Source organism: Pollutimonas rozaliensis (assembly GCF_048751585.1).
GTDB lineage: Bacteria > Pseudomonadota > Gammaproteobacteria > Burkholderiales > Burkholderiaceae_B.
Window position 1 is genome coordinate 360,306 of sequence record NZ_JAZHOB010000003.1, and the last position, 14,179, is coordinate 374,484.

The 14,179-nt window shown below is 60.7% G+C and carries 10 protein-coding genes; 8 read left to right on the forward strand and 2 right to left on the reverse strand.

Annotation, left to right across the window (positions count from 1 at the left end):
• From lpxA to V0R37_RS07645, 5 genes are all read left to right on the forward strand, one after another.
• Window positions 1-795 carry an acyl-ACP--UDP-N-acetylglucosamine O-acyltransferase gene (gene lpxA / locus V0R37_RS07625; RefSeq protein ID WP_420373956.1) on the forward strand — a complete coding sequence of 265 codons (795 nt, stop codon included), beginning with the start codon at window positions 1-3 and terminating at the stop codon, window positions 793-795.
• On the forward strand, window positions 792-2,045 hold the full coding sequence (lpxB, locus tag V0R37_RS07630; protein ID WP_420373957.1) for a lipid-A-disaccharide synthase: 1,254 nt from the start codon (window positions 792-794) through the stop codon (window positions 2,043-2,045). The genes lpxA and lpxB overlap by 4 nt, the downstream gene beginning before the upstream one ends.
• Window positions 2,032-2,640, forward strand: a complete 609-nt coding sequence (gene rnhB / locus V0R37_RS07635; protein WP_420373958.1) for a ribonuclease HII — start codon at window positions 2,032-2,034, stop codon at window positions 2,638-2,640. Before lpxB ends, rnhB begins: the two co-directional genes overlap by 14 nt.
• A gap of 45 nt (window positions 2,641-2,685) precedes the next feature.
• On the forward strand, window positions 2,686-3,486 hold the full coding sequence (locus V0R37_RS07640) for a TrmH family RNA methyltransferase (protein ID WP_420373959.1): 801 nt from the start codon (window positions 2,686-2,688) through the stop codon (window positions 3,484-3,486).
• A gap of 397 nt (window positions 3,487-3,883) precedes the next feature.
• Entirely contained in the window at window positions 3,884-5,092 is a 1,209-nt protein-coding gene (locus V0R37_RS07645) for a GGDEF domain-containing protein (RefSeq protein ID WP_420373960.1), read from the forward strand.
• 508 nt (window positions 5,093-5,600) lie between these two features.
• Here the strand turns inward: V0R37_RS07645 and ppsR are convergent.
• A complete protein-coding gene (gene ppsR, locus V0R37_RS07650) occupies window positions 5,601-6,434 on the reverse strand; it encodes a posphoenolpyruvate synthetase regulatory kinase/phosphorylase PpsR (RefSeq protein WP_420373961.1) in 834 nt (277 codons plus the stop codon).
• 176 nt (window positions 6,435-6,610) lie between these two features.
• Here ppsR and ppsA point away from each other — a divergent pair, with 176 nt between their 5' ends.
• Window positions 6,611-8,974, forward strand: coding sequence for a phosphoenolpyruvate synthase (ppsA, locus tag V0R37_RS07655; RefSeq protein WP_420373962.1), 2,364 nt, complete (start codon window positions 6,611-6,613; stop codon window positions 8,972-8,974).
• Between the two features lie 134 nt (window positions 8,975-9,108).
• Here ppsA and V0R37_RS07660 read toward each other — a convergent pair whose 3' ends face one another.
• Window positions 9,109-9,711, reverse strand: coding sequence for a TetR/AcrR family transcriptional regulator (locus V0R37_RS07660; protein ID WP_420373963.1), 603 nt, complete (start codon window positions 9,709-9,711; stop codon window positions 9,109-9,111).
• A 101-nt stretch (window positions 9,712-9,812) separates the two neighbouring features.
• Between V0R37_RS07660 and V0R37_RS07665 the strand changes: the two genes are divergently transcribed.
• Entirely contained in the window at window positions 9,813-11,012 is a 1,200-nt protein-coding gene (locus V0R37_RS07665) for an efflux RND transporter periplasmic adaptor subunit (protein ID WP_420373964.1), read from the forward strand.
• A 13-nt stretch (window positions 11,013-11,025) separates the two neighbouring features.
• Complete coding sequence (locus V0R37_RS07670) at window positions 11,026-14,178, forward strand: efflux RND transporter permease subunit (RefSeq protein WP_420373965.1); 3,153 nt, start codon at window positions 11,026-11,028, stop codon at window positions 14,176-14,178.
• Window position 14,179: the final 1 nt, after the last annotated feature.

The window sequence follows — 14,179 nt, forward strand, 5'->3', positions numbered from 1 at the left end:
ATGGCCAGTTTGATTCATCCTACTGCCATCGTCGCCGCCGGCGCAAAAATAGCCGATGACGTCAGCATAGGCCCCTACAGCATCATCGGCGAGCATGTCTCGATCGGCCACGGCTCGGTGGTCGGCCCGCATTGCGTCATCGACGGCCACACCAGCATTGGCGCCAACAACACTTTTTATCGCTTCTGCTCCATCGGCGGCATGCCGCAAGACAAAAAGTACAACGGCGAGCCCACGAAGCTTGAAATCGGCGATGGCAATACGGTGCGCGAGTATGTCACGATCAACACCGGCACCGCACAGGACGTGGGCATTACCCGGCTGGGCGACGACAACTGGATCATGGCGTATGTGCATATCGCGCATGACTGCCAGATAGGCAGCCACACCGTCATTGCCAATAGCGTGCAATTGGCCGGCCACATCCATATCGGCGACTGGGCCATATTGGGCGGCCTGACCGCCGTGCATCAGTTCGTGCGCATAGGCGCGCACGCCATGATAGGCGGCACCAGCGCTGTGCGCCAGGACATTCCTCCCTACCTTATCGGCGCGGGCGATCCCTTCCGTCCCGTCGGCATCAATTCGGAAGGCCTGAGCCGGCGCGGCTACACCCCCGAAGCCGTGGCCGCGCTGAAGGAAGCCTACAAGCTGCTTTATCGCCGTAATCTGAAAGTCGAAGAAGCCTGCGAGCAGATTCGCGCCCTTCAGCAGGACAGGCCCGCCGAACACGACGCATTGCAAGTGATGATCGATTTCCTGGCCGCCTCGACACGGGGCATCGCGCGCTCATGACTTTGCGCGTAGGCATGGTGGCGGGTGAGCCCTCGGGCGATCTGCTGGCCGCCAGGGTCATGCGGGGCATAAGTGCGAATCAGCCGGATAGCCTGTGCCAGGGCATAGGCGGGCCGGCCATGGAGGGCCAAGGCTTCGATGCCTGGCATTCCATGAATGCCTTGACCGTTTTCGGTTATGTGGACGCCTTCAAGCGCCTGCCCAGCCTGATGGCCACCTATTTCGATGTCAAGAAGCGTTGGCTGGCCGACAAGCCGGACGTATTCGTGGGCATCGACGCGCCCGATTTCAATCTGCGCCTGGAGCACCAGCTGAAGCAGGCGGGCGTACCCACCGTGCATTTCGTAGGGCCCTCCATCTGGGCCTGGCGCTATGAGCGCATACACAAGATACGCGAAGCCGTCTCGCACATGCTGGTGCTGTTTCCCTTCGAAGAGGAAATCTACCGGAAAGAGGGCGTGCCGGTCACCTATGTGGGCCATCCCCTGGCCGAAGTCATTCCCATGGAGCCGGACAAGGCCGCCGCCCGCCGCTATCTGGGCGTGGACGAGGGTGCGCGCGTGCTGGCCCTGATGCCGGGCAGCCGCGCTTCCGAAATCAAGCTGCTGGCGCCGCGCTTCCTGCAAGCCGCACAGATCTTGCTGAAACAGGATCCCGATCTACAGATACTGGTACCCATGGTCAACGCGGACCGCCGCCGCGAGTTTCAGGCCCTGCTGGAGCAGTATCCGGTTCCCAATTGCCGTATCATTGACCAGGGATCCGCCGGTTCCTCCGGCATGCGGGCCGCCGTCGGCGCTTCGCCGGACTTGGCGCTGTCGGCGCAAGATATCGCTTTTCAGGCGCGTCCAGCCGCCTGGAACGTCATGGAAGCGGCCGATGCGGTCCTGGTGGCCAGCGGCACGGCAACCCTTGAAGCGGCCTTGTTCAAGCGTCCCATGGTGATTTCATATGTACTTTCGCCCATGATGAAGCGCATGATGGAATGGAAATCCGGCCAGGCCCGGCCCTACGTTCCGTGGGTGGGCCTGCCCAATGTACTGGCGCGCGACTTCGTCGTGCCCGAATTGCTGCAGGATGACGCCACGCCCCAGGCCTTGGCCGAGGCGACATGGAAGGCGCTGACCGATGCGGATTACGCCCAGCGGGTGGCCGCAAGCTTCACCGACATTCATCAATCCTTATGGCGCGATACGCCGGCCCTGGCCGCGCGCGCCATTATCGAGCAGGCCGGCCATGCGTCAGCCTGATCTGTTCGCCGGCATCCAGACGCCGGGCATGCATGTGGCGGGAATCGACGAGGCGGGACGCGGCCCCTTGGCCGGCCCGGTATTCGCCGCGGCGGTCATCCTGGACCCCGCCCGCGCCATTGACGGGCTGGACGACTCCAAGAAGCTGACGGCGGCGCGCCGGGAAGAGCTGGCCCTGATCATCCGCGAGCAGGCTGTGGCATGGTGCGTGGCCAGCGCCAGCGTGCAGGAGATCGACAACCTGAATATCCTGCAGGCCACCATGCTGGCCATGCGCAGGGCCTGCGAGGGCCTGACCGTACAGCCGGGCAAGGCGCTGATCGACGGCAATTGCCTGCCCAAAGGGCTTGCCTGCCTGACCGAAGCCATCGTCGGCGGCGACGCGCTGGTGGCTTCCATTTCGGCGGCATCCATCCTTGCGAAGACGGCGCGCGACGCCGATTGCCGGTTGCTGCACGAAGTCTATCCCGATTACGCCTTCGACCAGCACAAGGGCTATGGCACGGTCCTGCACTTGCAGCGCCTGGAGTCTTACGGCCCTTGTCCGGCGCATCGGCGCAGCTTCGCGCCGGTCAGGCGCTTGCTGGTCGCCTGATATCTGCTTATTTCGCGGAATTTCCCGCCGAACCGGAAGCGTTGGATGAAACACATTTCTTCACGGGACAACCCTTTGTACAAGCGCGCCCTGCGGCTTGCCGGCGGCAAGCGCGACACGGAGGCGGCGGATGCCACGCATCGCGTCGTGCTAGAGGGGGCTCATCTTTGCCAGGCCTGGCTGCGCTACGCGGGACCGCCCGAGCTGGCCTTGTTCGATGCCGACAAGCTAGAGACGCATGCGGAGCTGAGGGATCTGGCCTTTGCGCTGGACCCATCCATATGCCTGAGTTGCGATCCGCGGCTGGCCAAGGGCCTGTCGCAGGTGGAGCATGGGCAGGGCGTGTATTTCGTCGTGCCGGTTCCCTCGCCAAGCTTGCCCGCGCGGATCGACCGCAATTGCCTGTGGCTGGACCGTATCCAGGATCCGGGGAATGTGGGCACCTTGCTGCGCACGGCGGCGGCGGCGGGCATAAGCCAGGCCTATTTGTCCGAGGGCTGCGCGGCGGCCTGGTCGGCCAAGGTGCTGCGCAGCGCGCAGGGCGCGCATTTCGTGATGACAATATACGAGCGGGTGGATCTGAAGGCCGCCCGCAGCTTGCTTGCGGTGCCTTTGGTGGCGACGGCTCTGGAGGATGCAGGGTCGTTGTACGAAGCCGCGCTGCCACGGGATTGCGCCTGGGTGTTGGGAAATGAAGGGCAGGGCGTGGATGCGGATCTGTTGCTCACTGCGGACATGCGCGTGTTCATTCCACAGGCGGAAAATGTGGAATCGCTGAATGTGGGTGTGGCGGCGGGGGTTTGCCTGTTCGAGCAGCGGCGGCAGCATGGATCACCGGTTTCCTGAACGGTGGTTTTTGTTTCCGCCGTGTTTGCGTTTTCTATTGACGCCTGCGAGGTGGCTGGGGTGGGCTGCGGCGACTTTCGGGGCCGAGCGAGCCGTAGGCGAAGGAAGCACGCACGTGCGGACGAGCAAGGCAATGCGATGTTCGGCGCGCAGGCGCCGAACCGGTCACGAGGAGCAAAGCCCACCCCCGCCACCTCGCAGGCTGCACCGTGGAAATGTGCCACTAGCCGGGGCGATCCGGGTGCCTCACGTTTTTCCGCTGTGGCGCGTGCCGCTTTGAGATAAAGTGCGATCTCGACCAAGCGAGAAATCGCAATTGGCCAGGCTATGGTTTTCGCAGTTGATGCATCGTTGACTACGACGCTGCAATTCTGCTTCCCCTTTGAACGTCCATATTATGGTTGCATCCATTCTCGTCGGCATGCTGTGTGCACATCTCTTGTGCTTTTCAGGCATGTTTCTGCTTATCAGTCGACGGCTGCCTGGCAACAGGATGGGGATGGACTATTTTGCCGTAGGGAACCTCCTGCTGGCGTCGGCCTATATCCTGCAACTGGTCGAAGGGGTCCCCGCCTGGAGCGTGATGAGCGTAGTCAACCACACCCTCACGCTGGCTGCCCCAATCGCATACTGGCTTGGCGCCATGCGTTTTTTTGGACGTCAGGTTCGACTGTGGCGTTGGTTGATTGTGTTTTCGGTGGTCTACGGCGTTGCGCAACTGTTGATGCAGTGGAGTGTCGGACCCACCGCACGTTACGCAATGCTTGCGGCGACGGCGACCATGCTTTTCTTTGCAATGACAATAACCGTGATCTACGGTGTACGCACCTTTGCAAAAGACTTGCATGGAGAGATGATTTTTTTTGCGCTTCTGATTGGCGGGATTTGTGTTCTGAACGCACTAAAGTTCTTGAAAATTGTAGATGATGGCCTGGATGCGCTGCACATGGCCAGCCGCTTTCAAATGATCTTCTACATCTACATGTCAACCCTGGCTACCATAGTGCCGCCCTCCATTGTCTGGCTGGTGCTGCGACGGCTGACAGATAATCTGCGCAATATGGCGGCGCGTGATCCCATGACGGATCTGCTCAATCGCAGAGGGCTTTCGGAAGCGCTGCAACTGTATTTCAAGGCTCGCAATGCCGCGCCTGCTTACTTGCTGCTGATGGATGTCGACCATTTCAAGCGAATCAACGATACCTATGGCCACCAAGCCGGGGATGAAGTGATATGCCAGGTTGCAGATTTACTTCGCTCCACAGTGCGTCGTGGCGATTTGACAAGTCGTATTGGCGGAGAGGAGTTTGTGGCTATCTGCTTGGAGACCGACAGCGAGGGTGTCGTGCACCTGGCAGAGCGTCTGCGTGCCGGCGTTGAAGGCCAAGCGATCAAAGTTGCTGGTTCTGATCATCAGCTACGCTGCACGGTCACCATTGGAATTTCACCCCATTTCTATGGCGCGCACGCCCTGGAGGATGCTCTTCGACAAGCCGATTCCGCCCTCTACAGAGGGAAAGCGGCTGGACGCAATCGGATCGAAGTAGCAAACATCTCTGACAGTATTTCAACTGAGAATACTGAATATGCAGTTGTGAATGTATAGAAGTAGCTTGATGTCGTTTAATTGCTCATCTTTAGATGAGTGCATTTGGCGAGTGGAACCATGATCCCGCCTTTTTACGATCATTGGATCTACTGGTGTCGAGGGCTGGCCATGACGGGCAACTTGCGGCTGCGGATTCAACCGTTGCATCCACCGGTTGAATCCGCAGTCGATAGCTGCCGTATCTTGTTGCTGACTACGCACCCAAGAACCTCTGGTGAGCTTCTCATCATGCCATTGCCTCAAGGCGCGGCTGGCAGGCCGGGGCCGGGCGACCTTTGAGCAAGCCGCGGCCCTTGCTTTGCGGCGGGGGCGTAAGAGGGCGCGCTGTCTGAATGATTTTTCAGCCCACAGGCGGCTGAAAAATCATGAGTTCGCGCCCGTCCCCCGCTGCTAAGCGAGGGCAAGGGTAGCCCCGTAGGGGCCGCAGCGATGGGAGCACGGCTTCGGCCTGCCAGCCGCGCCGTTCAAGAAACCATGAAATCCGAGGACCATTCAGCCCAACAAATCAATAAGTCCGCCGATCCAGCCCCACCGCATCCAGCACCTTCGTCGAGATCTCCTCGATCGACCGGGTCGTCGTCGACAGCCAGGGGATGTTTTCCATCCTCATCAGGCGCTCCGCCTCGGCCACCTCGTGCCGGCACTGCTTGATCGACGCATACTGGCTATTGGGCCGCCGTTCATTGCGCACTTCGGCCAGGCGCCCCGGCTGTATCGACAGGCCGAACAGCTTCTTCCGGTACGGCGCCAGCGTTGCCGGCAGCGAACCTCGATCGAAATCTTCCGGAATCAAAGGGAAATTGGCCGCCTTCACTGCGTACTGCATCGCCAGATAAAGACTGGTCGGCGTCTTGCCGCAGCGCGACACGCCCACCAGGATCACATCCGCCTGCTCCAGTCCGTGCACGAACTGCCCATCGTCGTGGGCCAGGCTGAAATTGATCGCCTCGATACGATTGTTGTACTGCTTGGATAAGCCGCCCATGTGCGAACGGCCCACCGAGTGGCTGGACTTCAAGCCCAGCGCCGTCTCGATATGCTGCACAAAAGTGCCGAACAAATCCAGGAACGTGCAATTGGCATCCCGTATCTTTTGCGCGATATCGGGATTGACCAGCGTGCTGAATACCAGCGGCGGCTCGTTCTGCTCCTGGGCGCATTGGTTGATCCGCAGCGCTGCCGCTGTGGCTTTCTCTATGCTGTCCAGAAACGGAATGCGTATGGCCTGGAACTTGACCTGCTCGAACTGGGACAGCACCGAATTGCTGAACGTTTCGGCGGTAATGCCGGTGCTGTCGGAGACGACGAAAACTGTGCGTTCGATAAGGGTGGCGGGCATGGAATAAATTGAGTGCAGAAGGCATCAGAAACTGTACAATCGCAAAGGTTAACAGTCACCGTACCAGCAAGCAAGGCTGGTTTGCTTAGTACACCGCTACTTTCCCCGCCCACAAGGCAGGCGGACCTGGCGCATTAAGCAAACACGCTTTCTTTTATATAGTTAAAGGTGACTTTATGTCTTATGTAGTGTCTTTCGAGCAGCTCCGCATGACGGACGTCGACTCGGTAGGGGGTAAAAACGCATCGCTAGGTGAAATGATCAGTCAGTTGGCAGGGGCCGGAGTCCGGGTTCCCGGCGGTTTCGCGACCACGGCCGACGCATTTCGCGATTTCCTGAAATCCACCCAACTCGACAAGCGTATAGCCGACAGGCTGGAAACCCTCGACTCCGAAGACGTGCGCGAACTGGCGACCGCCGGCGCGGAAATCCGTCAATGGATCATCGAAACGCCGTTCCCGGCCGAATTCGAAAACGCCATCAAGTCCGCATTCGCCGAGCTCGATGCCGACGGAAAGGGCTCGTTCGCCGTGCGCTCGTCCGCGACCGCCGAAGACCTTCCCGATGCCTCCTTTGCCGGCCAGCAGGAAACCTTTCTCAACGTGGTCGGAATCGACGACGTCCTGGAAAAAATCCGCCACGTATTCGCGTCGCTGTACAACGACCGCGCCATCTCCTATCGTGTCCATAAAGGCTATGCGCATGCGGATGTCGCCTTGTCGGCGGGCATACAGCGCATGGTGCGTTCCGATCGCGGCAGCGCCGGCGTGATGTTCACCCTGGATACCGAATCCGGTTTTGACGATGTCGTATTCATTACCTCGTCCTACGGATTGGGCGAAACCGTTGTGCAGGGCGCGGTCAATCCCGACGAATTCTATGTGTTCAAGCCCACGCTGGCCTCGGGACACTATCCCATCATCAGCCGCCGCATCGGTTCCAAGCTCATCAAGATGGAGTTCGATGCCGAGCGTGTTTCAGGCCACGCCGTGCGCACCGTCGATGTGCCGGTTTCCGAACGCAATCGCTATTCGCTGACCGACGAGGAAGTCATCGAGCTGGCGCGCTATGCCGTCATCATCGAAAAGCACTACCAGCGTCCCATGGACATCGAATGGGGCCGCGACGGCCTGGACGGCAAGATCTACATCCTTCAGGCCCGCCCTGAAACCGTCAAATCCCAGCGCGGGCTCAACGATGTACAAGAGCGCTATCGCCTGAAGGCGACCGGCGAAGTCCTGATCACCGGCCGCGCCATCGGCCAGAAGATCGGCTCGGGCAAGGTGCGCGTCGTGGCCGATATATCCGAAATGGACCAGGTCAAGGCAGGCGACATTCTGGTGACCGACATGACCGACCCCAACTGGGAACCGGTCATGAAACTGGCTTCGGCCATCGTCACCAACCGTGGCGGGCGCACTTGCCACGCCGCCATCATCGCGCGCGAGCTGGGCATTCCCGCCGTGGTCGGTTGCGCCAACGCCACCGATGTCCTTGGCAATGGCCGGGAAGTCACCGTATCGTGCGCCGAAGGCGACGAAGGGCGCATCTACGACGGTCTGATCGAGACCGAAATCGAAGAGGTTCGCTGGGGCGAAATGCCCGAGATCGGACTGAAGATCATGATGAACGTGGGCAATCCGCAATTGGCCTTCGACTTTTCGCAGATTCCCAATCATGGCGTCGGCCTGGCCCGCCTTGAATTCATCATCAACAACAACATCAATGTCCACCCCAAGGCCGTGCTCGACTACCCGAACGTCGATGGCGAACTCAAGCAGGCTGTCGAGTCCGCCGCCCGCGGCTATGCCAGCCCGCGCGCCTTTTTCGTCGAGAAGCTGGCAGAAGGCGTGGGCACTCTGGCCGCCGCCTTCTATCCCAAGCCCGTAATCGTGCGCCTGTCCGACTTCAAGTCCAACGAATACCGCAAGCTGGTGGGCGGTTCGCGCTACGAGCCCGAAGAGGAAAACCCCATGCTGGGTTTCCGCGGGGCGTCGCGCTACATATCCGAGGAATTCGAAGAATGCTTCCGCATGGAATGCGAGGCATTGAAGAAAGTTCGCGACGAAATGGGCCTGACCAACGTCGAGATCATGGTGCCGTTCGTGCGGACCACCACCCAGGCCAAGAAGGTCGTCGACCTTCTTGCCAGGCACGGTCTGGCGCGCGGCGATAACGGCTTGCGCCTGATCATGATGTGCGAGGTTCCTTCCAACGCCATCCTGGCCGATCAGTTCCTGGAGCATTTCGACGGCTTCTCCATCGGCTCGAACGACATGACCCAGCTGACGTTGGGCCTGGATCGCGATTCGGGCATGGAATTGCTGGCGGCCGATTTCGACGAGCGCGACGAGGCCGTGCAATTCATGCTGCGCAGGGCCATACAGGCCTGCCTCAAGGCGGGCAAGTACGTGGGCATCTGCGGCCAAGGCCCCAGCGACCATCCCGACCTGGCCAACTGGCTGCGCGACGAGGGCATCCTGTCCATGTCGCTCAATCCGGATACAGTGGTCGATACCTGGCAGCGCCTGGCCAAGTAGTCCCGGCGGGCTGTAAAACACATGGGGCGCCACTTGTTGGCGCCCCATGTGCGTTTCCGGGGGAACCTTTTCGCCGGACGCAAGCAAAGGCCTGCCCCATTTAGGTCGTAGCTGGTTTTCCGGCCGCCCGTCGGCTAGGCCGGTTTGCCGTAGACCTTAAGGAACACATCCACGATGCACTGCGCCTTGCGGCCGATTTCCTGGTCGCTGGCGGGCTCGCGCGCGCCCAGCAGGTTGCGTATAAGCTCGGCTTCGCACAAGCAGCGCAGGTGCGTCGCCATCATGTCGGGATCGGCTTTCGCGAGTGTTCCCTTGTCGATTTCCTCGCGCAGGACATCGCCGATGGTCAGCCATACTTCGTGAGTGCCGAGCTCATAAAAGCGCCGGCCTATATCGGTCGTGCCCCCTACGGAAATGGCCACGCGCAGCACCTGTATCGTTTCGTCCGCATCGATCAATTTCAGCAGCGAGGCGACGAAGCGATGCAGTTGCGAGGGCAGGTCGCCCTGGATCTGCAATAGCTGCATGACGTCCCGGGCGTGCTTGTGGGCCGAATCAAGCATGGCCTCCAGAAGAAGTTCCTCTTTGGAGGTGAAGTAGTTATACAGCGTTGCCTTCGACCCGCCCACGCGCGCCGATATCTGCGACATGGAAGCGGCGTCGAAACCCACTTCGCGAAATACTTCCAAGGCGACGCCAAGTATGGCGTCTCTTCGGGCTTCGCTTTTCGTTCTCATTATGGCCTCACGTATCTGAACCGATCCGTACAGTTTTGCTTGACACGGTTTTTTTGTCAAGTGTAAACTGACCGTACCGTACAGTTATAAATAGGCTAGAAATGCATCCTACTCCTCGATTTTCCCTGGCAAAGGCAGCCGTCCTGCTGGCCGCCGCCGTCGCCATGGCCGGCTGCGGCCAATCCACACAGGCCCCTAGTGCGGCGGCCGCGCCTGAAGTCGGGGTGTATACCCTTAGGGAGCAGGCCCTGACGCTGACCACTGACCTGCCTGGGCGCACGGCGGCGTATCGCGTCGCTGAACTGCGCCCGCAGGTGAACGGGATCATCCAGAAACGAATGTTCAAGGAAGGCGCCGAGGTCAAGAAAGGGCAGCAGCTGTATCAGATCGACGATGCGATCTATAAGGCCGAGTACAACCGGGCCAAATCCAATCTGGTCGCTGCCGAGCGGCTGGCCAAGCGCTACGAGCGCTTGCAGAAAACCAGCGCGATCAGCAAGCAGCAGTACGACGATGCCTATTCCAATTGGAAGCAGGCCCAGGCCCAGGCGGAGCTGGCCCGCATCAATCTGGTCTACACAAAAGTACTTTCTCCCATATCGGGCCGTATCGGGCGATCCGCCGTGACAGAGGGCGCCCTGGTGACTCAAAGCCAGCCTCAGGCACTGGCAACCGTGCAGCAACTGGATCCCATCTTCGTCGACGTGACCCAACCCGTGTCGGAAGTCCTTCGCCTGCAGAACGAAATGGCCAGCGGAAGGCTGGAACGCAGCGGAGAGGATCAGGCCAAGGTCACGCTTGAGCTTGAGGACGGCAGCCGCTATCCCCTTGCCGGCTCCCTGAAGTTCTCGGAAGTCACGGTCGACCAAAGCACCGGTTCTGTGACTTTGCGGGCCGAGTTTTCGAATCCGGATGGCCGCCTGCTGCCGGGCATGTTCGTGAAGGCCAAGCTTGGCGAAGGTGTGCGCAACAACGCCATTCTGGTGCCTCAGCAGGCCGTTCAGCGCGATCCGATGGGGCAGGCCAGCGTTTGGGTGGTGGATGACCAGAACAAGGCGGAGCGCCGCATGGTGAAGACGGAGCGCACTGTGGGCAATCAGTGGCTGGTCGGCAGCGGCCTGAAGAGCGGGGATCGGGTGGTTACCGAAGGCTTGCAACGCCTGCGCGGCAGCACCGAAGTTGTCGCCCGCGAGGCAGGCAATGTGGCCGTGGTAGATGATTTTGACTCCGGCCCCGCCGGCGCCGCCACAGCCAGTCCCGATGCCGCCGGCACCGCCGAGCAAATCGCTCTCAACAACTAAAGGCGGTCTGTCAATGTCCAACTTTTTCATCGACCGCCCGATTTTTGCCTGGGTCCTGGCCATTGTGACCATGCTGGCCGGCGCCTTGGCCGTGGTGGGCATGCCCGTCAACCAGTATCCCAATATCGCCGCGCCCGCCATCTCCATCTCCGTGACCTATCCGGGCGCATCGGCCCAAACGGTGCAGGACACCGTGGTGCAGGTGATAGAGCAGCAGATGAACGGCCTGGATGGCTTGCGCTATATGTCGTCCGAGAGCAACTCCGACGGCAGCATGAGCGTCATCGTGACCTTCGAGCAAGGCACGGACCCCGACATCGCCCAAGTACAGGTGCAGAACAAGTTGCAGCTTGCCACGCCCTTGCTGCCGGAAGAGGTGCAGCGCCAGGGCGTGCGCGTCGCCAAATACCAGATCAACTTTATGCAGGTCGTGGCGTTGGTGGATGAAAGCCGCCGCATGAGCCAGGCCGACCTGGCCGATTACATAGCCACCAATCTGCAGGATCCGATATCCCGCGCCAGCGGGGTGGGCGACTTCATGCTGTTCGGTTCGCAATACGCCATGCGCATCTGGCTCGATCCGGAGAAGCTGAACAGCTTCCAACTGACCCCCGGCGACGTCGCCAATGCGATACGCACGCAGAACGTCCAGGTATCGTCCGGTCAGTTGGGCGGCCTGCCGGCCAACCAGGGCGTGCAGCTGACCGCCACGGTAATCGGCAAGACTCGCCTGCAGACTCCGGAACAGTTTGAAAACATCCTGTTGAAAATGAATCCGGATGGTTCGCAGGTACGCATCAAAGACGTAGCCGAAGTAGGCTTGGGAAGCGAAAACTTCTCCATTGCGGGCGAGTACAACGGAATGCCGGCTTCGGGAATGGCGCTGCGCCTGGCCACGGGCGGGAATCTGCTTGACGCGGTCGAGAACGTGCGCGGCGTCATCAGCAAGCTGGAACCCTATCTGCCCGAAGGCGTGAAGGTGGTCTACCCCTACGACACCTCGCCCATGGTCGAGACCTCCATCAACTCGGTGGTGCACACGCTGATCGAGGCGATAGTGCTGGTTTTCCTGGTGATGTATCTGTTCCTGCAGAACTTGCGGGCGACGCTGATACCGACCATGGCGGTGCCGGTGGTGATACTGGGCACCTTCGGGATATTGTCGGCCTTCGGCTTCACCATCAATATCCTGACCATGTACGCCATGGTGCTGGCCATCGGCCTGCTGGTGGACGATGCGATTGTGGTGGTCGAGAACGTCGAGCGGGTCATGGCCGAGGAAAAGATCGGCGCCCGCGAGGCCACACGCAAATCCATGGGGCAAATACAGGGCGCCCTGGTGGGAATAGGGGTGGTGCTGTCCGCCGTGTTTGTGCCCATGGCGTTTTTTGGCGGTTCGGCGGGCATCATCTACAAGCAGTTCGCCATCACCATCGTGTCGGCCATGACACTGTCGGTCATCGTGGCTCTGGTGTTCACGCCCGCCTTGTGCGCCACCATGCTCAGGCCCGGCGACGTAGACCATCAGGACAAGAAAGGTTTCTTCGGCTGGTTCAACCGCATGTTCGATCGCGGCACGGCGCGCTATGAGCGCGGCGTGGCCGGCATGCTGCGCCGCCGTGGGCGCTATATGCTGATCTTCCTGCTCATCGTCGGCGGCCTGGCCTTATTGTTCACGCGCCTGCCCACCTCCTTTCTTCCCGAAGAGGATCAGGGCTCGGTGTTCGTACAGGTGCAGTTGCCGGTCAACTCCAGCGCCGAGCGCACCCAAGCCGTGCTGGACGAGATCAATGAGTATCTGTTGCAGGAAGAGGGCGGCATCGTCCAGTCGGTGATGAGCCTTGGCGGCTTCAACTTCGCCGGACGCGGCCAGAACTCGGGCATGGCCTTCGTGCTGCTCAAACCCTGGGAAGAGCGCGGCGCGGACGGGGCCGATGCATTCAGCCTGGCGCAGCGCGCCAGCGCCCGCTTTGCCCGGATCAAGGATGCGACGGTGTTTGCATTCGTTCCGCCGGCCATTCCTGAAATGGGTAACGCCACAGGATTCGATTTCTACCTGCAGAACCAAGGCGGCTTGACCCACGACGAGTTGATGGCGGCGCGTAATCAATTCCTGGCCCTTGCCGGCCAGGATCCGCGGCTGTTCATGGTGAGGCCCAACGGACTGGATGACGAGCCGCAATACCGCGTGCTGATCGATGACGAGAAGGCGCGTGCGCTGCAGGTCAATCTGGCCGACATCAACGAGACCATGTCCACGGCCTGGGGCTCGATGTATGTCAACGACTTCATCGATCGCGGGCGGGTAAAGCGCGTCTACCTACAAGGCAATATGGATTCGCGCCTGGCGCCGGAAGACTTCGGCAAATGGTATGTGCGCAATGCCCAGGGCGAAATGGTGCCGTTCTCGGCCTTTGCCAGCGGCGAGTGGATCTATGGTTCCCCCAAGCTGCAGCGCTTCAATGGCGTGCCCGCCATGCAGATCATGGGCCAGCCCGCGGCGGGCTATACCAGCGGCGAAGCCATGCTGGCGGTGGAAGAGATCGCAGCCCAGCTGCCCGACGGCATCAACGTGGCCTATAACGGCACCTCCTACGAGGAGCGGCAAACCGGCTCGCAGGCGCCCATGCTGTATGCCCTGACGGTGTTGATCGTCTTCCTGAGCCTGGCTGCGCTGTACGAAAGCTGGTCGGTACCCGCCGCCGTGATGCTTGGGGTGCCGCTGGGGGTGATTGGATCGGTCGTGGCCACCTTGCTGCGCGGCCTGTCCAACGACGTGTTCTTTCAGATCGGCCTGCTGACGACCATAGGCCTGTCGGCCAAGAACGCCATTCTTATTGTCGAGTTTGCCAAGCTGCTCTACGAGAAAGAGGGCAGGACCCTGGTCGAAGCGGCGCTTGAGGCGGCCAGGCTGCGCCTGCGGCCCATCGTGATGACGTCGCTGGCTTTTACCTTTGGCGTCTTGCCGATGGCGTTGGCCAGCGGCGCGGGGCAGGGCAGCCAGCACGCCATTGCCACCGGCGTGGTCGGCGGCATGATAACCGCCACCGTGCTGGCCGTGTTCTTCATCCCTCTGTTCTATGTGGTGGTGGCCAAGCTGAGCTTTCGCCGGCAAAACCAGGCGCCGGCGGCGCCATTGAATGAAAGCGCGGAACAAGGAATCTGAT